General features: G+C 61.0%; 16 protein-coding genes. 4 read left to right on the top strand and 12 right to left on the bottom strand.

Annotated features, from left to right (window positions below; all coding sequences use genetic code 11):
- The first annotated feature begins 130 nt into the window (after positions 1–130).
- The 4 genes from H281_RS0117405 to H281_RS0117385 all read left to right on the top strand — a co-directional run bounded on the left by H281_RS0117405 (position 131) and on the right by H281_RS0117385 (position 6,406).
- The gene (locus tag H281_RS0117405) at positions 131–1,174 is read left to right on the top strand and encodes a methyltransferase (protein ID WP_020068422.1); all 1,044 of its coding nucleotides are present in this window, start codon (positions 131–133) and stop codon (positions 1,172–1,174) included.
- Positions 1,175–1,700: 526 nt separating this feature from the next.
- Positions 1,701–3,803: a hypothetical protein gene (locus H281_RS36880; protein ID WP_164701902.1), complete on the top strand. Its 2,103-nt coding sequence runs from the start codon at positions 1,701–1,703 to the stop codon at positions 3,801–3,803.
- A gap of 794 nt (positions 3,804–4,597) precedes the next feature.
- A complete protein-coding gene (locus H281_RS0117390) occupies positions 4,598–5,710 on the top strand; it encodes a low temperature requirement protein A (protein ID WP_020068419.1) in 1,113 nt (370 codons plus the stop codon).
- Positions 5,711–5,956: 246 nt separating this feature from the next.
- Entirely contained in the window at positions 5,957–6,406 is a 450-nt protein-coding gene (locus tag H281_RS0117385; protein ID WP_033379603.1) for a hypothetical protein, read from the top strand.
- Between the two features lie 18 nt (positions 6,407–6,424).
- On the opposite strand, the gene H281_RS0117380 is transcribed toward H281_RS0117385, so the two are convergent.
- From H281_RS0117380 to H281_RS0117320, 12 genes are all read right to left on the bottom strand, one after another.
- A complete protein-coding gene (locus H281_RS0117380; RefSeq protein ID WP_027804698.1) occupies positions 6,425–7,912 on the bottom strand; it encodes an MdtP family multidrug efflux transporter outer membrane subunit in 1,488 nt (495 codons plus the stop codon).
- On the bottom strand, positions 7,909–10,017 hold the full coding sequence (locus tag H281_RS0117375) for an FUSC family protein (protein WP_020068416.1): 2,109 nt from the start codon (positions 10,015–10,017) through the stop codon (positions 7,909–7,911). The genes H281_RS0117380 and H281_RS0117375 overlap by 4 nt, the downstream gene beginning before the upstream one ends.
- 9 nt (positions 10,018–10,026) lie before the next feature.
- A complete protein-coding gene (gene mdtN, locus H281_RS0117370; protein ID WP_020068415.1) occupies positions 10,027–11,085 on the bottom strand; it encodes a multidrug transporter subunit MdtN in 1,059 nt (352 codons plus the stop codon).
- 20 nt (positions 11,086–11,105) lie between these two features.
- Positions 11,106–11,390 carry a YtcA family lipoprotein gene (locus H281_RS0117365; RefSeq protein ID WP_123282682.1) on the bottom strand — a complete coding sequence of 95 codons (285 nt, stop codon included), beginning with the start codon at positions 11,388–11,390 and terminating at the stop codon, positions 11,106–11,108.
- 852 nt (positions 11,391–12,242) lie between these two features.
- Positions 12,243–13,178, bottom strand: a complete 936-nt coding sequence (locus H281_RS0117355) for an electron transfer flavoprotein subunit alpha/FixB family protein (protein WP_027804697.1) — start codon at positions 13,176–13,178, stop codon at positions 12,243–12,245.
- A 31-nt stretch (positions 13,179–13,209) separates the two neighbouring features.
- Positions 13,210–13,959 (bottom strand): electron transfer flavoprotein subunit beta/FixA family protein, encoded by a 750-nt coding sequence (locus H281_RS0117350; protein WP_020068411.1) that lies wholly within the window; start codon positions 13,957–13,959, stop codon positions 13,210–13,212.
- A complete protein-coding gene (locus tag H281_RS0117345; protein WP_020068410.1) occupies positions 13,956–15,596 on the bottom strand; it encodes a GMC family oxidoreductase in 1,641 nt (546 codons plus the stop codon). The genes H281_RS0117350 and H281_RS0117345 overlap by 4 nt, the downstream gene beginning before the upstream one ends.
- On the bottom strand, positions 15,593–16,816 hold the full coding sequence (locus H281_RS0117340; RefSeq protein ID WP_020068409.1) for a CaiB/BaiF CoA transferase family protein: 1,224 nt from the start codon (positions 16,814–16,816) through the stop codon (positions 15,593–15,595). The genes H281_RS0117345 and H281_RS0117340 overlap by 4 nt, the downstream gene beginning before the upstream one ends.
- A complete protein-coding gene (locus tag H281_RS0117335; RefSeq protein ID WP_020068408.1) occupies positions 16,809–18,587 on the bottom strand; it encodes an FAD-binding protein in 1,779 nt (592 codons plus the stop codon). The genes H281_RS0117340 and H281_RS0117335 overlap by 8 nt, the downstream gene beginning before the upstream one ends.
- Before the next feature lie 12 nt (positions 18,588–18,599).
- The gene (locus H281_RS0117330; RefSeq protein ID WP_020068407.1) at positions 18,600–19,781 is read right to left on the bottom strand and encodes an acyl-CoA dehydrogenase family protein; all 1,182 of its coding nucleotides are present in this window, start codon (positions 19,779–19,781) and stop codon (positions 18,600–18,602) included.
- A gap of 20 nt (positions 19,782–19,801) precedes the next feature.
- Positions 19,802–20,626: an HpcH/HpaI aldolase family protein gene (locus H281_RS0117325; RefSeq protein ID WP_051121002.1), complete on the bottom strand. Its 825-nt coding sequence runs from the start codon at positions 20,624–20,626 to the stop codon at positions 19,802–19,804.
- A gap of 12 nt (positions 20,627–20,638) precedes the next feature.
- Positions 20,639–22,120 carry an NAD-dependent succinate-semialdehyde dehydrogenase gene (locus tag H281_RS0117320; protein WP_020068405.1) on the bottom strand — a complete coding sequence of 494 codons (1,482 nt, stop codon included), beginning with the start codon at positions 22,118–22,120 and terminating at the stop codon, positions 20,639–20,641.
- Positions 22,121–22,329: the final 209 nt, after the last annotated feature.

Raw genomic sequence — 22,329 nt, 5'->3', positions numbered from 1 at the left:
TCGCATTGATGGCGCGACGTGCAAACCGTCTGTACGGTAGCGAACGCTCGAAAACTTTCGTTTCGCCTACCATCCTGTCTGATGCTTCTTCACACGTCCCCCGGGAGCAATGATGGAAAGCACATCCAGCATGGTTCGACAGGAGCCTGGCGCTAACAATCCGCGCCAACAGGAACCGTCCCCTGAACGGCTGCTTCAGCTGGGCATGGGGTTCTGGGCGTCCAAAACCTTATTGTCCGCAGTCGAACTCGGTGTGTTCTCGTGCCTCGCGACCGGACCTCGCGACGCTGCGGAGCTCAGTGAGGCTCTCGGACTGCATCCGAGATCGGCCCTTGATTTTCTTGACGCGCTGGTCGCATTGAATCTGCTGGAACGCGAAGACGGCAAGTACCGCAATACGCCAGACGCCGGGCTCTTTCTGGACATGGCCAAGCCCAGCTACGTAGGTGGGTTGCTGGAAATGGCCAACGCGCGCCTGTATCCGTTCTGGGGCTCTTTGACGGAAGCCCTCCGCACGGGGCTGCCCCAGAACGAGGCGAAAGGGGGCGGCAATCCCTTCGATGCCATGTATAGCGACGAACAGAAACTACGTTGTTTTCTCCGGGCGATGAGCGGGGTCAGCCTGGGCGCGGCCAAGGCGATTGCGCAACAATTCCCGTGGCAAAACTACAAGTCTTTCATTGACATCGGCGCCGCCCAAGGCGCCTTACCTGTACAGGTCGCGCTCGCCCATCCCCACTTGCGCGGCGGCGGCTTCGATCTGCCCATAGTGGGCCCTGTGTTTGAAGAATACGTAGCATCGCACGGCCTTCAGGAGCGGCTAAATTTCTATCCGGGCGACTTCTTCAGGGATTCCTGTCCGGCGGCCGATGTGCTCGTGATGGGACACATCCTCCACGACTGGGATCTCGGGCAGAAGCTCGAGCTTCTCGCGAAGTGCTATGCGTCGCTCCCGCCCGGCGGTTGCCTGATCGTCTACGACGCGGTAATTGACGATGACCGCAGGCGCAATGCCTTTGGCCTGCTGATGAGCCTGAACATGCTTATCGAGACACCAGGCGGTTTCGACTATACCGGTGCGCAGTGTCGCGAATGGATGCAGCAAGTCGGCTTTACACAGGTACGCGTCGAGCCACTTGCCGGCCCCGATTCAATGGTGATTGGAACCAAATAGAAACTCGCCGCGAGATTCGCAGGCGTTCTCAGGGGCGAAGGAGACGCCACCGTACTGGTCTGGACCGCTGGCTCGTTGTGCAGGACATGCCGTCGTCCGCAACGTCGGATCAAGGACGCGCTCGATGGCTTCACACGGCAAAGGAAAAAACTGCCAGCCTTCTTGCGCGCCAGCCGGGCACCAAAGACTGCAGAGATCCGCGCAAATATTCCCAATCAAAAGTCAATCACAGCAGTGCGCGTGGCCGGCGCCGCCAGCATTTTGGCGCGTGCACGACGACTCACTGGCTTGCGTTTTCGTTAGTCTCGCCTAACGTGTAGCTTACGTATTTCAGCAAGGGGGAACTGAAACGCACTACTGAATATTCGGAAGCATCGGTTCTGCTGTTTGGACCTAAGGCCTGGCTTCGGTTGCGCGCGATCCGGTCAAGCTTTGCGGCGTAGATTTTTTGCTTTAAGCATTGCGTTGCGCAACCAATAAAAGCATGCGCGCATGCTCTCGGGGGATTATGAGAGGAGAGATCGCAATGAACACGATGTCAGTTCCCATTGCGCAGCTTTCGAGAAGATTAGCATTCATCCTGCTGATCTGGAGCACCCACGTATTTGCAAGCGTTTCCCTAAGTCCTACGTTACCGGGTGCCGCGATACAGAACAGCACGGTACTGCTTGTCGCGCTTCCTATCAAAAATTTTGGCGATACGGACGCTGATAATGTCGTGATTCGTAGCGTCGTACTCCTGGGCGGATATCTCCAGAGCCCGGCTCGTTTGCCTGTATCGCTCGGCACCATTGCGTCGGGCGAGCGGGGAGTACTTAATCTGAGCTTCATTGTGCGGAAGCTCGACCCAGCAAAAACCTACAAGGTGCTCATCGAAGGGCAATATGGTGGTCGAACTGCCGGCGGGGCGCATCACGGCAATAATCGCGACGAGCGGCGAGAGAATGGAAAAGATAGGGACGATAGGGACGAAAGGGGTAAGGGCGAGCATGATCACGAATTTCATTTTGTAGTTGATGTGCAATTACCGCCGCCCGCACCGGGTTCGGACACTTCCTCTAGCAACCGTGGTCCCACCCATGCAACGCAGGGGCCGTATCCGCTACTGCCACAGCCGCCGCAAACTGAGAGCAATGAAGACCGCGCACCGACGCCGATCGGATCCCCAAGCTTTCTGTTCCCCCATACGGCCACCGACACCGGCCCAAAAGCGCTGCAATTAACGTCTTATCCGGGGACATCACCTGACGGAGCGGTAGGCTTCATCGTCAACACCAACGCGAACGGAATTGCAGATCGTTTCCCACCGGACCCGAGCGCCGTTGGGTCTGGAACTTCATCGAATCTGGTCCTGGCTACCGCGAACCTGTACCTCAAGTACTCAACTGACGGTGGATCAACTTTTACGACCGTTTCCAATTTCTCAACCGTATTCGGCGATCAGCCGGACGGCGGGTACTGCTGCGATCAAGTGGTTCACTACATGCCGAGCATCGATCGTTTGGTCTGGCTGATTCAGACTAACCAGCCCAAAGATTCGGCAGGAAAGCCGACCGGTGGGAACCGGTTGCGGATAGCCTGGGCGAGACCCGCCGATGTTGCCGCCAACTTCAACACGGCCTGGACATGGTTCGATGTCACTTCAAACTTTCTCGGATTGGGCAGTGATTGGCTGGACTATCCTGATCTGTCGACGTCGGATGGCTACCTCTACGCGTCAGTGGACGATGTGACAGCGGGCGGCCTTGTGGTCATGCGCATCTCCTACAAAGACTTGCAGCTTCCCGCCGGCAATATTGTGACCTGGGATTTCACCGCTCCAAAAAATGCAAAGTCAGCGGTAGCTTCTCACCTGGCTCAAAATGCGACAGGCACGATGTATTGGGCGGGCCATGACGACAATAGTCACTTGCGAGTGTTCAGTTGGGCAGATGGATCGAACCGCTATTTCTGGAGCGCGCCAAAGCCGCACAATAGTTACGCGAGTGCGGACTACACTTCGAAGGCCCCGGACGGCCAGTATTGGTACGCTCCGCGACCGAAGGGGGATAACATCACCAGCGCAGTTCATCGACCGGGCGAGTTGTGGTTCGCCTGGACGGCAGCGCGCGACACAACGTTCGCCCAGCCGTATGTGATCATCGCAAAACTGAGCGATAGCAGCTTCGATGTCACCAGCGAGCTTGAGGTCTGGAACTCAAACAACGCTTACGCCTATCCTGCGCTTGCTGCCAACTCCACGACATCGGAAGTCGCTATTTCGTTGATGTGGGGGGGCGGAGACAAATTCTACCTGAATCATGCCGTCGGATTCCTCGGCGACTTCGTGGTCTGGATAACCACCTCCAGTGACGTGACCTTCTCTCTCAACACGGCAGGAACAACGGGTTGCGACGACGCATCCGGCGGTGCAGTAAAGGGACGCTGTACACGTTCGGGTGACTACCTGTCGCTCCGTAGGGTTGGAAACTCGAGCGGCCTGTTTAGCACCCTGGGTTACGAGATCAAGCTCGTCGATCCAACGCGCTCGACCGACTGCGCGACGGCTCCCGGCTGTCGGCAAGACGTTCGTTACGTTGAGTTCGGGCGGCCTAGGGACATACATGGTGGAGGCGACCTCATTCCGTAAAAAGCGGTTGGCCCTTGCGTAGAAGCCCGACGTTTCAAAAGCTTTAGTGCGGCCTCGCGATTGTTCGCGTGACGGGGGCCGCCTCTGTCGACCTCCAAAATAGAAGATGCCGCAACCAGGCCGTTGGGAAGTCGCGGGCGGCGGTGATTAGCGCCCGCGGAGGACACTGGACTCTTCGGTCCGATGCATTCTTCGAAGCGACCATTCGCCGCCTGAAGATATCAGTGCCGAATGACCGCTTGCTGAGTAGAGCCGACGATTGAGTGCCTGGGCCAACCAGCCAGCAAATGACCGTAACTGGCCGACCGCCGCCTGACTTAGCGCCCCGATTTTGGAGAATAATCGGTGCTATTGGATGCGACCCATTTTGCACTATCCCTGTCGTAGGAGTGTCCGGTGATCGGCATCACACTAAGTTGGTAAAGTTCATCTTTCTCGTCCGGCATGGCCTGCCATGCGGTCGGCTCGACACCATACCCTTGCTCAGCATCTTGCTGGGCCTCGTCCAAAGTTGGACACCAATGATCCCCTTCAACATCGCGAGTTGGCGTCGACCGACATCGAGCGCAACCACATAAGTCCCGATTCTGCCCCCACATAACTGACAATCCGATCCTAGATCGCCTTGGCGTATAACTTAGTTATCCCTATCGCAAGAACTTTCGCCTGCGTGCCTTTAAACAAGTTGACACACCCAGCAGGTCCAAGGCCGCACGCCTCAAAACGGCACCCGGCACAGCGTGAGAGTCCCGGCACCCGACGTGTCCCCGGCGCAAGCACGACAATGAGGCGATATGCACAACATAAAGTATTTCGAGTCCAATCGCCATACCACTTGGCTCGAGGCGTTCTTCGACCTGATTTTTGCGGTGGCGATCGCTGACGTAACGCATATCTTGAGCCACACGCGCGAGGGTCATCTCGACCCACTCCAGTTCTGGAAATTCGTCCTGATTTTCATACCTTTGTGGTGGATCTGGGCCAGCCACACCATGTATGCCAATCGGTTCGATGCCGATGACCGGAAGCATCGGCTGGCAACCCTGTTCATCATGTTCCTGCTGATTATCATCTCAGGCCTGATCGACCGACGATTCCTGGCCAGCTTTGAGGCCATCGTCGTCTGCTACGTGGGTTCGAAATACATCATCGCCATGATGTATTTCGTGTCGAAATACCGGCACAAGAAAAGCGAGGGACTCACAACGGCAGTTGGCTGGGTGATCGTCGCCGGCACCACCATCAGCCTCGCTTCGATCCTGTTCCCGGCGCCACAGCGATATGTCGTGTTTTACCTTGGAATACTGTTCGATCTGGTTGTATTCATCTTTTTTTTGCCGCGTCGTCTCGAGGTCATCCCAGTGCATACCGAACACCTGATCGAGCGTGTGGGCCTGCTCACGATCATCCTGCTCGGAGAGTCCGTTAGCAGCCTGTCCACGGGACTGGCCAACATCAGCTGGACTGTGGAGAGGCTGCTGACCGCCGCCACCGGCTTCGTGATGATATCGGGCATCTGGTGGGTCTACTTTGACAGCTTTCACCTGCTGACCAAACAGAAGATCACGACCGGCCATTCGGTCCTGTACTCGCACTTTTTCGTCTTCATCGGCCTGTCGATTCTAGCCAGCCTGATCCGGCACGCCACCCTGGACGACATGGTGGTATCCGATTTCCGCGTATTGTCGGTCATCGGCGCGGTCTGCTTTTTCATTGGCAAGCAGTACGGCTATTTTATGGAGCGTCCCGAGCTGCGTCCCCAACTGGTCGTCAACACCCTGGTCGTCTTCGTGTTGGCCGGGTTTGCCCTGCTATTGCCCAGAACCGGTTACATCCTGCTTGGTCTTACCGCCGCGGTGATTTGTTACGCTTTCCTCAGCCTCAGATACCTGAACGTCCGGCCCTGATGCCCCGACTGATCGCGCGGAATGCGACAAGGGCCGACTTTGCCATGATGGTCGAATGCATCGAGCGCTCCGAGGCCGGACGGTCACATGCTGAGACATCAATGGCTCTCTTCGTGCTTCCCAGATAGAGACGAAATACCTTTGCTTCGGCTTAGTTATCTTTTGCTCACGTATCCATATGCCAACCTGAAAGCACGCACGAGCACTAATATGAATGGCCGCGAATGGCAATGTGAGGATAGCTCCGTGAACGCATCGGTTATTTCGGCTCTGGCGGCACTTGTCGGCGCTGCGATTGGCGGCCTGACTTCGGTTCTTGCTTCATGGCTGACCCAGCGCACCCAGGTTCGCGCGGAATGGTTGGCGCATGACCGCGTCCGCCGGCAGGAACTCTACAAGGAGTTCATCGAAGAAGCGACGAAGTGCTACGTTGACGCGCTGCAACACGGCGAGCCGGACCTGCATGCACTCGCCAACCTCTATGCGAAGATCAGCCGCATGCGGGTCCAGTCGTCGCGTAAAGTCGCGGATGAAGCCGATCTTATCGGACGCAAGATCGTCGACACTTACCTCGCGCCGGACAAGACCTTTGTCGAGTTGCGTCAGATGATCGCGGACGGCTCGATCGACATCCTCGGCAACTTTGGCGAAGTGTGCCGCGCGGAATTCGAGTCGCTGCGCGCGCAGCAGTTCTGAAACCTGCTCACGCCCCGTTCAACGCGGCGTGAGTTCGACAGGTGGATCGGCGCGATAGCCGCCGCCGAGCGCCTTCGTCAGTGCGATCTCCTCACCGAGCATCTGACCGTTGAGCGTGAGCAGCGCGACCTGTTCCGCGATCACCGGCTGACGTGCCTCGAGCGCCGCCACTCGGCTCGCCAACCCTCGCTGATAGTGAGCTTCGACGCTGTCTCGCGCGAACGCAACGAATTCGATCCGCTGCTTCTGCAACTGCGCCTCCGCATCGAGGGCCTGCAGACGGCTGCCCGTCTGCGCGACATCCCGCACCGCGTTCAGAACAGCCTGGTTGTACTGCTCGATCAACAGGTTGCTGCCCTCGCGTGCACCGCTCAGATTCGCGTTGAGCCGGCCGCCATCGAAGATCGGCAGAGTCAGGCCCGGAATCAGGTTGATCTGCTGGCTCGCATGCGTGAACAGGTCGGCAAGGTGCAACGCGTTGAAGCCGAAGAAAGCCTTGATGTCGAAGCTTGGATAGAATGCCGCCCTGGCCGCGTCGATCCGGTGGAACGATGCCTCGACATACCAGCGCATGGCCTGCAAATCGGGCCGCCGGGCTAGCAGTTCATAAGAGAGCGTCGCCGGCAGGGCCGCCTGCGAGCGCGGCAACGCAACGGGATTGATGACGGGCAGGCCATCGGGGCCCGCGCCGATCAGCGCGCGCAATGATTCGCGCAACTGCCTGATCTGCGCTTGCGCCGAGACGATCTGCCGTTCGATGCCCAGTTGCTGCGCGCGGGCTTCTTCGAGCCGGGTCCTGGCTTCGAGGCCGCGCGCCGCGCGTGCTTCGTGCGCCTGCACTGTGAACACCGCTACCTCGTGCAACTCGTTCAGCAGATCGATGAGTTGATAAGTCGTCTGGATGCCGTAGTAAAGCTGCGCGACGTCGGTCGAGATTTCGAGTTCGACAGCGGACGTCTCGGCCAGCCGCGCATTGCTCACGCCGACCGACGCCGCGATCTGCGCGCGCTGCTTGCCCCAGATGTCGACGTCCAGACTTGCGCCCACTCCGACGATGCCCTCGGTGTACCAAGGGCCTGTCAGCCCCAGCGCCGGTACGTTCATCGCAAATGGGCCGAGAAAGCCGTTCGCCGATACATGTTCGCGATCCAGCGACGCCAGCGCGACCATCTGAAGGCTCGATCCCGTCCTGACAAGCTCGACATCCGACCTGGCCTGCGCGACGCGTGTGCGCGCAATCACCATGGTCGGCGCGTCGCTCAGCGCCTGCTCGATCAGCGCGTCAAGCTGCACATCGTGATAGCGCGTCCACCAGCGGGCGGAGGGCCAGCCATCGCGCGCGAGGTGGATGTCATCAGCAAGATTGATCTGCTCGGGCGCGATCTCGGCATAGGGCGTGCCGTTATGATGAATCAGTGCGCAACCCGGCAGCACCGACGACAACCACGCGACGCATAAGAAGCATCGACGCCATCGCCAACCACGCAAACCCGTTCGCGTATTCATGTGCGTATGGCCTGTGATGGCGGCGGCGCGACGGCTGCCTCGACGCGCCAGTCTGGCAGCCCCGCGACCTGCCGCGACAAGTCTTGTGCGGCGTCGAAGAGCGGCTTGTCGGCCGGTTCGATGGCTGGCGCAGCGATCTCAATGCGCCGCGGTGCCTGCGCATCGGGTGGGTTGGCCGCAAGCTCATCCGCATACCGGTTGAGTTCGACGCAGACCTGTTTCTGGGCCATGCGCACTGCGTCGACAGTGTTCGGGCTTGACGATCCCGCTTGCGCCGCGAGCGTGCTGCGCAACGCATCGCCAGCGAGCATGATCTCGCGGCCCTGCGCGAGAACAGTTTGCGCGCGCAGCGTAAGCTCGCCCTGCTCCCCTTCCTGCCAGGCGGGCTCGAGCGCGACGCGCGACAGCGTCGCTTCGACATCGGCCAGCACGGCCCACGCCTGCAACTGCCGCTGCGCATCGCTCAACGGATCCTGTTGGTCGGCGCCCGCCTGGAAAACACGCAATTGCGCGGCAATGGCACGCAGCATCGTGGCGAGTTTCTGCCGCAGCACGTCGCCCTCGCCCTCGCGCCAGAACGACATCTGCACGAAGGTCGCCACGCCGACACCCAGCAGAATGCCGACCATCCGGTCGCGGATATCAGTGAGGTTCGTGGTGGGGCTGAACTGATCGAGCAACGCGAGCGAGAAGGTGAACATCAGCTGAACGCCGACGTAGCTGATGCGCTCCGAACCTGCCGAGATCCACGCCGCAAACGCGGCAACGGGCAGCGCCATCAGCAGCAAACCGACGATATCCTCCAGATGCGGAACGACGAACACGACCATGAAAAGCGCCAGCGCACTGCCGACGGCGGCTCCCGCCAGCCGCAGCAACGCACGTTGCGTCGATGCGCCGAGGCTCGGCAGCGCGACGATCAGACAGGTCAGCATGATCGTGTGAATGCCCTGCCAGTCCACGGCGTTGTAGAACACGTAGCAGACCAGCACCGCAAGCAGCGTCTTCAGCGAAAAGCGCATGTACGCTGGATTGGTCCATGCGTCCGGCGCGACCATGGGCTCGCTCGCGGGCGGCTTGCCGGGTTCGGCATCGCTTGCAACCCGATCGGCGAATGCGCGCAGCGCCCGTTGCAACTCGCCTGCGGCGGGAATCGCGTCGGCGGCAGCCCGTTCTTCAGGTGTTGCCGTGCTCATGTAACGATACGGCTCGCCTGACATTACCGCCTCGTCGAGCGCGCGGCAGTTGACGCGCAGCTCGCGCAACGCAGCCAGTTGCCCGGCTGTCGCTCCCTGCCAGTCAGGCGGCAGTTCACTCGCGCCGCGATAAAGGCGCGATACGGTCGCGATGCACGCCAGTTGCAACGCCTGATGCTCGCGATAGTGGGCATCGCGCATCGTCGTGAATCGCAGCAGCTTTTGCAGCGTCACCGCGTCTCGCTGGACGGCCGCCAGCGTGATCGGCGGAGTATGCGTCGTGCCGTCGATCAGTTGCGTGAGGCGCGTTTGCAGCGCCGTCAGTTGCCGATGGATTTCCGCCTTGAGTTGCAGTTGAGGCTCGGCAGGCAGCAGCAGCGTGTTGACCACGAGCGTCAGCGCGATCGGATAGTTGACGGCAACCCACACCCATAACACGGCCCGGATCAGGAGCTCCGCCTGATCGGTCCGGTCCACGAAGCTCTGCACGTAGATCACAACGATCGCGACGATGAAGAACACGACGCCGATCCTGAGCACGCGAAGCAGGTACACGCTGCAAAAAAACAGCAGGCTCGCGATGACGATGCGCAGCAACGGGTAGTCGAAGGTGAACTTCAGCAGCAGGATTGACAGACCGATGGCGAGTGTCGACCCGATCATGAACATCAGTCCAACCAGCCGCGTGAGCACCACGTTCGACTGCGTGACGTAAAACACCACCAGCAGCGACAGCGCGAGTTCGGGTACTTCAAGCGTCATCGACGCGACGATCACGATCGCGCTCGTCAGCACGCAGCGCAACATCACGTTGAGCCGCCCAGGAAATGGAGCAAGCTCGCGCTTCAGGAAATCGCCGGTATTGCGCAGCAATACGGGCATGGCGAGCAGGTATTCGGCGGCGGCCATGGACGCTCCTCAACGGGCTTCGCCGTCGTCGCCGCGCCCGGGGTGCAGCACAGCCACCGCCGATGTCCCGACGCGAAAGAGTTCGGGGTTCGGCTTGTCGACGCGGATCTTCACCGGGAAACGCTGCGCCACGTGCACCCAGTTAAGCGTGCGTTGAATTCGCGGCAACCCCCCCGGCAAGGCCAAGCCGCCTTCATCGGGCGCGACGCCGTAGCTGATCGAATCGACGGTCCCCTGGAAGCGCTGGCCCGTATCGCTCATCAGGTAAACCGTGGCGGGTGTGCCCGTACGGATGTCCTTGAGTTCCGTCTCGCGAAAGTTCGCAACCACGTACCAGTGGCGCGTGTCGATCAGCGTGAAGACGGGTTTGAGCACCGACGCGAACTGCCCCGTCGAACTCTTCAACGACACGATGCGTCCGTCGAACGGTGCTCGCACCGTCGCATATTCGAGGTTCAAGTCGGCGATCGCGATTTCCGCCATGACAGCGGCACGTTGCGCGACCAGCGCGTCGACGCCGCTTACAGCTGCTGCCGCCTGCTGCGCCTGCAGTTGCGCGGCGCTGAGTTCGGCCTGCGTTGCGCGTTGAGCGGCGCGTGCGCGGTCGACCTCCTCCGCGGATACGTAACCATGTGACAGCAGCGGCTCCATACGTCGCAGCGTGTCAGACGCCTGGGTCGCGGCGGCTCGTGCACGCTCGACAACCGCGCGCACCGACTGCGCGTTGTACTGCTGCGCATTGACCGTGCGCTGGGTCAGCTCGATCTGACGGTCGAGCGCGACGAGGGATGCCTTGCCCCGTGCCAGCGCATCCTGATACGGTCGCGGATCGATGCGAAACAGTAGATCGCCCTGCTTCACTGCCTGGTTGTCGCGCACCGCCAGCTCGACGATGCGCCCATTCACCTCGGGCACGACGTCGATCGTATCCGCGTAGACATAGGCGTCGTCGGTGCGTGGCTCGCGGTCCAACTGACGTATGACAAAAATCAGCAGTAACAACGTCACCACGACCAGTATGATGGCCGGCCATGCCTGCTTCTTTGTCTTGCCGGCATTCGTTGCCATTGTATCCACCTGAAGGAGATTCAATGTTGAAACAACATCAGCCAAACAGCGAGTGCGATGAAAGTGACGAGAGTGGGATACACGACTGCTGAAGGTCCCAGCAGATGGTCGATTTGTAGACGCTTGAGAACGAGAAAGATGACGATCGTGAGCACAACACCCGCGGCAATACAGAACAGCCAGTCTGGAAAGTACGCACCGAGCACGCCAATGGACGGTGCGTTTGTGCACGCCGACACAGCAATGGCCGCAATCCCGGCTATGCCCATTGCGCGCCCCGGGCTTCCGCTTCTGGCCAGTGGCATGTGATCGCTCCAAAGTCGTCGTTTTGTTCGGATCGATGTCACGCTTTGCAGCTTCGCAGACATATCCTGCCTGATCTGCCGGAATTCTGAAAGCGAACGGGAACTCGAATTAGCGAAAACACGACCAATGTGTGACGTCCGCGAACTCAATATTGGCAGGCCGGTTCTCTCTTGAGGTTTCTTGCCCGGCCGGTGATTGGGAGGAACTTGACGATCACGTCCGACCTGCCCAAAGCGCCCACGGCGTCAAAGGCACGCTCTACCTCCCTACGGCCGTACCGATGTATCGACATTCGCGCAAACGGTTTCGATAAACAGATATTAGTTCGACCTTCATCCGATTTCACGACGCGGAATAAATAGCCATGTGCCGTGCGCTGCATGCGGATGGTCGACACGGATGCAGCCATATCATTGCTGGCTGGTGACGGCCCTCATACACCAGCGATGCAGACACACGCCTCGAGCCGATGCCGGGAGCGCACGCGTAAGCAGTACGCGATGAACCGCTTGCGTCTCGCGACCGACCATCTCATGCATGCCGGGTCAGACGTTGAGAGGGATCTCGTCACGCGGTGGCTAACGGCATGGGCTGGGCCATTGGCGAGCTTCAATTTTCTGCCGTGGTTAAAGGACGCTTCGGGAGACGAAAAGACGGGGCGACCGGCCGAAATCGCGAGGGGGAGTTTTTGACACATCCCGAGCGGCAGCTTCACAACAATTTTATTTCGCCGCGATCCGCCGAAAGTAAATACACACTGGAGAACTACCCCGCTGGATATGCCTACAAGCTCAAGTGGGTCATGAACCCACTTAGCCGCAACCTTAGTCGTGTAAGCGGTGAGGGCTTAGCTACTTCAGTGCATCGCGAAGTTCCGGCACCAGCGTGAACAGATCGCCAACAAGGCCATAATCGGCAACGCTGAAAATCGGCGCTTCCGGGTCCTTGTTGATCGCGACGATCACCTTGCTGTCCTTCATGCCCGCCAGATGCTGGATCGCCCCGGAGATGCCGACCGCTACATACAGCTGCGGCGCGACGATCTTGCCGGTCTGGCCGACCTGATAGTCGTTAGGCACAAAGCCCGCGTCCACTGCTGCACGCGATGCACCCAGCGCCGCGTTCAGCTTGTCGGCCAGCGGCTCGAGAACCTTGGTGTAGTTCTCGCCGTTGCCCAGGCCGCGCCCGCCCGAAACGATGATCTTCGCCGACGTCAGTTCCGGACGATCCAGCTTCGTCACTTCACGGCTGACGAACTGCGAGATGCCCGCGTCCGCGGCTGCTTCGATCTTCTCCACCGTCGCGTTGCCGCCTTCGGCTGCAACTGCGTCGAAGCCCGTCGTGCGTACGGTAATGACCTTGATCGGATCGGCCGACTGCACCGTCGCGATGGCGTTGCCCGCATAGATCGGGCGCTCGAATGTGTCGGGGGAATCGACCGCGGTGATATCGCTGATCTGCGCGACGTCGAGTTTCGCTGCGATACGCGGTGCGATGTTCTTGCCGTAGGCGGTGGCCGGCGCGAAGATGTGCGAGTAGTCCTTCGCGATGTTCAGCACCGTTGCTTCGACGTTTTCCGCGAGCCCTTCGGCCAGTTGCGGCGCGTCGGCCAGCAACACTTTGGAAACACCGGCGATCTTCGCCGCCGCATCCGCTGCAGCCTGCGCATTCTGACCTGCGACCAGCACATGAATATCGCCGCCGACCTTCTGCGCGGCTGCGATTGTATTCAGCGTAGCGCCCTTGATCGACGTGTTGTCGTGTTCTGCTATTACAAGATTCACCAGATTCGTCATTTCATTCGTCTCCGTGCGCTGCTCACAGCACCTTGGCTTCGGTCTTCAGCTTCTCGACCAGCGTCTTCACATCCGGCACCTTCACACCGGCGGAGCGTTTCGGCGGCTCGACAACCTTCAGCGTTTTCAGACGCGGCGCGACATCGACGCCGAGGTCTTCAGGCCTGATCGTTTCGAGCGGCTTTTTCTTCGCCTTCATGATGTTCGGCAGCGTCACATAGCGCGGCTCGTTCAGGCGCAGGTCGGTGGTGACCACTGCGGGCAGCTTTAGCGACAGCGTTTCGGCGCCGCCGTCGACTTCGCGCGAAACGGTTGCCTTGCCGTCGGCCACGACCACTTTCGACGCGAACGTTGCCTGCGGCAGGTTAGCCAGTGCGGCAAGCATCTGACCGGTCTGGTTCGAATCGTCGTCGATAGCCTGCTTGCCGAGAATCACCAGTTGCGGCTGCTCCTTGTCGACCAGCGCCTTGAGCAGTTTGGCGACCGCCAGCGGCTGCAGTTCTTCCGACGACTCGATCAGGATCGCGCGGTCCGCGCCGATGGCGAGCGCCGTGCGCAGCGTTTCCTGCGATTGCGTGACACCGGCCGATACCGCGATCACTTCAGTCGCCACACCGGCTTCTTTCAGACGCACCGCTTCTTCAACCGCGATTTCGTCGAACGGATTCATCGACATCTTTACGTTCGCAATGTCGACGCCCGTGCCGTCCGACTTCACTCGAACCTTCACGTTGTAATCGACCACTCTCTTGACTGGCACCAGGATTTTCATACCGTCTCCTTCGAATACGTCGACGACGCGTGCGCCGCCATTGGCGAACGGATCATGTCTGCCGCGCGCTCAGCCAGCATGAGCACCGTCGCATTGGTGTTGGTCGAGGTTATCGACGGCATCACCGAGCCGTCGACGACGCGCAGGCCTGTCGTTCCGCGCACCCGCATTTCAGAATCGACAACGCTCATTTCGTCCTCGCCCATCCGACACGTGCCAACCGCGTGGTACACAGTCGAGCCATTGTCACGCACGTATTGCAATAGCGCTTCGTCGGTGTCGGCCTGACGGCCCGGTACGGTTTCATCGACGATATAACGGGCGACCTCGGGTTGAGCGAAGATCCGCCGGCCAATCTTGAGTCCTTCCACCATCGTGTTGCGGTCGAGTTCACTGCTCAGGTATGACGGTGCAATGGTCGGCGCTGCCGTGATCTCGCTGCTGGTGATGTGCACATGTCCACGGCTCTCCGGGCGCATCTGCCAGACGCCGCACGAGACACCGGGCTCCGACTCGAGCACGCCGATCCGTCCCTCGGCAAAGCTGCCGGGCGCGATCACGAACTGCACGTCCGGACGGGTAGCGAGGCGCGTCTGCGCAAAGCCGCCGACGAGCGCCGCACTATAGGTCAATACGCCGGTCCCTGACACGACGTAGCGCATCATCTCGCGCGCGAGCGCAAGTCCGTGCGCGCGCTCGTTCGCGGTACCGGCACCGCGCACTCTATAGCCGAGCCGAACGACATAGTGGTCCTGCAAATTGTTGCCCACGCCAGGCAACGCGATCCGGGTTTTAACGCCTGCATTGTCCAGCACAGCCTTGTCGCCGATGCCACTCATTTCGAGCAGCCTCGGCGTGCCGACCACACCCGCGCTCAGAATCACCTCGCGGGTCGCGCGGATCTGCACCGGAATGCCCGCGCCCGTCGTCCCATTGATGCCGCTCACATGCGTGCCGTTCATCTCGAGCGTAGACACCTGAAGGCCGGTCACTACCGTAAGGTTCGGGCGCGCCATTGCCGGCCGTAGATAACCGCGCGCTGCGCTCGACCGGCGACGTCCGTCGCGCGTTTGCTGGTAGTACCAGATCGACGGACCGCGCGTGTCGCTGTTCGGATCATCGACGAAATCGAGACCCGTCCTCTGGGCGGCCTCGACGACCGCACCGCAAATCTCCGGCGGGTTCTTCACGCGGCTGACCTGGATAGGACCGTGCGTGCCTCGTTGCGGGCTGCTGCCCTCGGTCCACGTTTCCGAGCGGCTGTAAAACGGCAGACAGTTTTTGAAGTTCCAGCCATTCGCACCCGACTGCTCCCAGCTATCGATATCCTCCGCAAACGGGCGCACGTACAGCAGGCCGTTGATGGCACTGGAGCCGCCGAGCCCGCGTCCGCGTGGAAACAGGATGGCACGGCCACTCGTCCCGGCGTCGGCCTCAGTGCGATAGCGCCATGTCACAGTGGGATGATCGAGCAATCGCACGAAGCCTGCCGGCACGTGGATGAACGGGTGACGATCGCGCTCGCCGGCCTCGACCAGAATCACCTTGATGGCTGGATCTTCGGTCAGACGGTTCGCGAGCACGCAGCCCGCCGTCCCCGCGCCGACGATCACATAATCTGCTGTGTACGATTTCATGACTTCGCTCCGGCAGCGGCTAATTCACGACCTTCCAGTGCAGCGATCTCCTCCTCGCCGAAGCCGTATTCGGCAAGTACTTCAGCTGTATGTTGTCCGAGCGTAGGCGGCGGGCGGCGGTAGGCAACGGGGCTGCCGTGAAAATTCACCGGACTCGCGATGTTCGTTACCCTACCCGCGACCGGATGCTCGATCTCGACAACCGCATGGTTGTGCGAGATCTGCGGGTCCTGCGTCAGCGCGGTGTGATAGTCCTGCACGATCGCGCATGGCACGTCCGCGGCGCTAAGATGCGCTACCCAATATTCCGCGGTATGCAGCAGAAATTGCTCCTCGAGGATCACGTCGAGTGCATGTCGATTCGCAGTTCGCGCGGTGTTGCCGATAAAGCGTTCATCGCTCAGCAATTCTTCGCGGCCAAGCGCGCGGCAAAGGTTCTGCCAGAATTTCTCGGTGAAGCAGGCTGCAAAGAAATAACGGCCATCGGAGCCCTGATAGTTGCGGTACGGCACCATCGTTGGATGACCGCTGCCGAGACGTTCCGGCGCTTTGCCGCTTCTCAGCGTCTCGCCGTCGCGCGGGATGGTGCTGAACAGCGCAGCTGAGAGCAGCGACGTATCAATGCGCTGGCCTTCGCCATGCCGTTCGCGATGTAGCAACGCGGCCGATATCCCGAACGCGAGCAGCGCCGCCGCGCCGAAGTCCGGCAACGGCGCACCGAGCCGGACTGGATTGCCGCCAGCTTCGCCGGTCATGTCCATGAGACCGGCCACTGCCTGCACGATCGGATCGTTGGCGGGCCATGCGGCGTAGGGACCGCTTTGTCCGAACGCCGACACGCTGGCGTAGACGATCTTAGGATTGCGCGCCTTGACAGCCGCGTAGCCGATGCCCAGCCGATCCACCGTGCCCGGCCGAAAGTTCTCCACGACAACATCCGCCTGCTCCGCCATGCGCAAAAACGCATCACGCCCTTTCGGCGACTTCAGATCGAGGCGGATGCTGCGCTTGTTGCGGTTTTGCGATAGGAACTGCACGCTTTCGCCCTGGACGAATTGATTGCCCAGTTTGCGCGAGAGGTCACCCGCCATTGGCTCCTCGACTTTAACCACGTCCGCGCCGAGGTCAGCAAGCAGCACAGTGCCGACCGGACCAGCGGTCATGACGGTGAGATCGAGAATACGGTAACCCGACAACGGGCCGACTTGTTTCTTATCCATGATGTGCCGCCTGCAAATGCGATGCGTCCGTAAGTTCGGCCCGCGGGTAATCGAGCACGTCGAAGGCGAGACTGAACGGGTCGGCCTCACCACGCGTGATGGTCAACGCATGGCCGAAACGGGCATCGTCGCGCTCGGGAAAGTCGGTGCGGTAGTGGCTGCTGCGCGACTCGCGCCGCTCGATACACGCCTGCAAGATGACTTCGGCAGTGGTCGCCATGTTGTCGATCGTCAACGCATCGATCGCTTGCTGCGGCGAGGCAGCGCCACCCGCCGCGAACTGCGCGCGCGCCTCGCGAACGGCGGCTAACGCGATGTTCAGACCACTCTCCGTCTTCTCGACGAGGCAATGCGCTTGCATCGCCGCGCGCAGATCGGCGGCGATACGTTGAGCGTCGAACGAGGCGTTCGGTTTTAGCGCTGTTCCGAGGCGCGTTGCGAGCGGCGTTACGTCGGGCTTCCCCGGCGCACCACTGTCGCGCGCAAACGCGGCCGCGCCGACGCCTGCGCGATGTCCGAAAACCTGACCTTCGGCAAGCGAGTTGCCGCCCGGGCGATCCGGGCCTCGCACGCCACCAGCGAGCTCCCCGACTACGAACAGCCCCTCGATGGTCGACATCGCGTCGGTGTTCGTCATCCGCACGCCACCGTTCAGGCATTGGAACGCAATCCCGACGTCGAGCAGATCGCGCTTCGGGTCGAGTCCCTTCGCGCGCATCCAGCGCAGGGTGTTCGGAATGGTGGCCGCCAACCGCTCGTCCGGAATATCGGCGAACGAGAAGTGCACCGCACCGCGTTCCGTACCTCTGCCCTGAGCGATTTCCGTCGCGATCGCGATATCGATGTAGCGCGATTCATTCGAGATCGTGAACGGGAACACTTTCTCGTCCATCGCGGCTTCAGGCGTCACGCTTGCCGGTAGGTAGTCTGCCAGGAACTCATGACCGTCGCGATTGAGCATCCTCGGATGCAGAATGAAGCAGGACTTGCTGAAGAGTTGCACGTAAGGGTGCACCATCGCCGGCCCGAACTGGTGAAACTCCATGTTCACAAGTTCGGCGCCATGGCGGAAGCAGATGGCCTGGCCGTCACCGGTCATTTCCGCTGTCGATACCTGCTGCGAGAACAGACCGTGCGCGCCGCCGGTGCCAAGCACAACGGCGCTCGCGGAAACCACCAGCAGCCGCCGCGATGCAAGGTCCATCGCGACCACGCCGCTTGCGCGCCCACTTGTATCACGCAAAAGGTCGATGAGTGCCGCTGGCTGACGCGTCTCGACTCCTAGCTTCCTCGCTTCGTCCGCGAGCGCGCTCACGAAGGCCTTGCCAGTTTTCCCCTTCACGCCCAGCGCACGCGCATACGTGCCGAAGTCGCTGCGGATGAGTTTATAGCCCTCGTTGACCCGGTCGAACGGCACACCGAGCTTGATCAGGTCGGCAATGCGCTTCGGTGCGTCCTCCGCCAGCACGCGCACCAGCTCGCGGTCGATGAAGCCGCCCGCCGGACGCATCGTGTCTTCGTAATGCACCGTGGCGCTGTCGTCGGCGCTGCCATAGCCAGCCGCTCCCATGCTCATGATTTCGCTTGCGCCGTGCACGGTGCTACCGCCCTGCCCGACCGGCGCCTTTGCCAGCACGAGGACCTTCGCACCAGCCTGTGCCGCCGACACCGCTGCACGCGAAGCCGCGCCACCACCGCCAACCACGACTACGTCGGCTTGCGCGTAGTCGACGCCAAAGCCGAGTTTTTCCAATGTCTGAACTGCCGTCACGTCTGTCTCCGCTTACGATTTAAGCGCGCGCGCCACGATGTTGCGCTGGATTTGATTGGTGCCACCGAAGATCTGGAACATCTTGGCTTCGCGGTAATGGCGCTGCATCGCGTATTCGGCGGAGTAGCCATTGGCGCCCATGATCTGGATGCCGTCAGTGGCGACCTGCACGTATGTATCCGATGCCAGGTACTTCGCCTGTGACGACTCGACGTCGCACGTTTCGCCTTCGTCGAGCAGTTTGGCCGCGCGAAACGCCATCATGCGAGCAGCATCGACGCGAGTCTGCATGTCGGCGAGCATGTGCGACACCGCCTGGAAATCGATGATCGACTGCCCAAACTGCTTGCGATCGTTCGCATACCAGCGTGCAAGATCGATCGCCGCCTGAGCGCCGCCCACACACATCGCCGACAAAGCGATGCGCTCCTTGGACAGCACCGTGGTGAGTTTCTTCCAGCCCACGTGCAAGCCGCCCACAATCATTTCTGCGGGAACACGGACGCCGTCGTACACCACTTCGCAGGTGCGGATGGCGTGGCCGCCGAGCAGGTCGATCGGATTGATCGTCAGGCCTCTTGATTCTTTAGGTACCAGAAAGAGGCTGATCCCGTCGTGCTTCTTCGCTTCTGGATTGGTGCGCACAGCGGTCAAGATATAGTCGGCCTGCATCGCGCCGGAAATCCACATCTTGGTGCCGTCCAATATGAAGTCGTTTCCGTCAGCCACGCCGCGCGTCGTCAGCGAGGCAGCATCTGAGCCGGAGCCGTTTTCGCTCAGGGCGAAGGCGAGAAAGGCGCGACCTTCAGCGAGCTTCGGCAACACCTCGCCCTTGATATTGTCCGGCGCGAAACGAGCCAGCGCGCCGCCCACCATGTTCACGTTCGCATTCCAGAAGCGCGCAAGCGCAATGGTGTGATATGCGACGATCTCGAGATAAGCGGCCATGTCAAGATAGCCACCGACGCCGCCGTACTCCTCGGGCAGCGTGATGCCGAACCAGCCCTGTTCCGCGGCCACCTTCACGAGTTCCTCGGGGAAGCGCTTCTCTTCGTCGCACTGGCGGACATACTCCGGCGACGCATGGCGCGTCAGCACACGATTCACTGAATCGCGGAATTCGAATTGATCGGCGTTCAGATACGGTTTAAGGTCGCGCCGGTTGACGAGATTGCTTGCGTATTCGGGATTCACTGTGTCTCCTCCTTGTCCGATCAGGACACCTTGCGTTGCGCCAGGACTTCTTCTGCCTGCCCGAGCGGAATGGCACGCAACATTTGCGAACGCGACTTCGCCCCCGTCATCAGAAACGCGAGATCCGAGCCGCTGAGAATGAAACGCGCGCCTTTCTGCACGTAGGCGGTCATCAGCGCTTCGTCGTACACGCCGCCCACGCCCGGTACCTTGCCGTGCCGATGGCATGCGGCGCACACGGCGTCGATGGCGGCCGCCACACGCGTATGGCCAAGTTGTCCAGTGATACCCAGATCCGCCGCAAGGTCGGTCGTGCCGACCAGCAGCACGTCGATGCCCGGCACCGCCGCGATCGCGTCGGCGTTCTCGAGGCCTTCGCGGGTTTCTATCATTGCCACCACGAGCACCTCGTCGTTGATCGCCCGAACCACATCGGCGATCGGGAGAGCCTGGAATCCGACCTGCGGCAGCATGCCCGGGATCGACCGACCGCCCGCCGGCGGGAAGCGGCACATATTGGCGATCTGCATGGCCTGTTCGGGCGTACTGACGTGCGGCACCACGATGCCCATCGCGCCGGTATCGAGCAGTCGTGTGGCGTGGAACGGCTCATGGCCCGGCACGCGGATGATCGGCGTCACACCGCCCACCAGGGCCGCCGCGCAGATCTGCGCGGCGGTGTCGATGTCCATGGAGTTGTGTTCCATATCGATGAACAGCCAGTCGAAGCCGGCCGTCTGCGCGATCTGCGCGATGTCGACAGTGCGAGCCTGGCGCAGCCCCATGCCGAGTGCCAATTCACCTGCGGCCAATTGTGCTTTTGCGTGGTTCTTGATGGTTTGCATGATGGATTCCATTCAGGCGGTTGCGTCGAGCGGCTCGTCGTTAGCCAGTTCGAGGTTGATGAATTTGGTGTCCAGGTAGTCGCGGATCGCGTTCGGACCACCTTCACGTCCAAACCCGCTGTCCTTACTGCCGCCGAATGGCGTCTCCGCCGTCGACGCCACGAACGTATTCACACCGACGACGCCAGCCTGCAAGCGCTCGGTTGTTTCCAGCGTGTTGCGCATCGAGCGCGTAAAGACATAGGCCGCAAGCGCGAATGGCAGCCGGTTCGCCTCGGTGATGACTTCGTCCATCGTCGTGAACCGGTTGAGAGTGCCGACCGGGCCGAACGGCTCGTCGTTCATCAGGCCAATGTGCGGGGCGGGGTTAGAAATGAGCGTCGGCTCGTAGAACCAGCCACGGCCGAATTGCGATGGACGGCGGCCACCGCATAGAACGCTGGCGCCTTCACTCACGGCTTCGTCGACGAGGCGTTCGATCGCCTCGCGGCGCTTCGACGTGGTCAGCGGACCGAGGTCGGTGTTCTGCTGCAGCGGATCGCCGACGCGTAGCGCCGTCGAGCGCTCGACCAGCGCTTTCACAGTCTTGTCGAAAATCGATTCGTGGATATAGAACCGCGTCGGCGACGCGCAAACCTGGCCCGCATTGCGGAACTTGCCCAGCGATGCGAGATGCGCGAAAGCATCAATGTCTGCGTCGCGATGCACGATCACGGGCGCATGGCCGCCGAGTTCCATCGTGACCTTTTTGAGCGTTTTCGCGGACATCTCGACGATCTGACGACCGATGGGCACCGAGCCGGTGAAGCTGATCTTCGCCACGCGTGGATCGGCCATGACCGTCGGCGTAATTGCGTCGGCTTTGCCGATCACCAGATTGACCGCGCCCTCGGGAAACCCGGCGTCGACGAAGCAGCGCACCAGGCCCATCGTCGCCCCGGCCGCTTCGTTTGACGGCCGGATCACGATCGCATTGCCCGCGGCCAGCGCCGGTCCCATCTTGCGGGCCAGCAGCAACAACGGGAAATTCCACGGCGTAAAGGCGGCGACCACACCGAGCGGCTCGTAATGCACCAGATACCGTCCGCCCTTGACGCGGCTTTCGTATGACATGCCGAACACGCGCCGTGCTTCGTCGGCGAACCAGTCGATCGACTCAGCTGACGCGTTAGCTTCCCCAGTGGCCTGGGCGATCGGTTTGCCGGTTTCCAGTGCCACGATTCGTGCGAGCTGCGGCGCGCGTTCGCGGATGAGCGTTGCGGCTCGGCGCAGCAGTGCTGTGCGCTCCCACGGCGTGAGCTTGCGCATTGCGGCTGAAGCTTCGGTCGCGGCATCGATGGCCTCAGTGACCTGCGCCGGCGTGGCCAGCGGCATATAGCCCAGCCGCTCTTCGGTCGCCGGATTGATCGAGACCTGCCCGTTGTCAGCCGTCGCAGACTGCCAGCGACCGGCGATCAGCATGCCGTGCTCGCGGTAGTGCCCTTCTAGTTCCATTGCCTCCTCCTGATAAGTATCACGGACCACCCATCTTCCAGGTGCTTTCCCGGTGTTTCAGTGCATGCACTCTTTTTCTTATATCAACACCTTGACAGCTAAGTGTCAACACTTTTAGAGTGTGTGTCAGCGAAATACGATCCGTCGCATGCACTTGCGAAACCGACGGATCGCTAAAAAGAACGCCGCGGCGCCGCCGAACGCGTCAT

The sequence above is a fragment of the Paraburkholderia caledonica genome (genome assembly GCF_000383275.1).
Lineage (GTDB): Bacteria > Pseudomonadota > Gammaproteobacteria > Burkholderiales > Burkholderiaceae > Paraburkholderia > Paraburkholderia caledonica.
The sequence above is the reverse complement of the archived record's forward strand: the minus strand, read 5'-3'. Positions and strand labels throughout refer to the sequence as shown.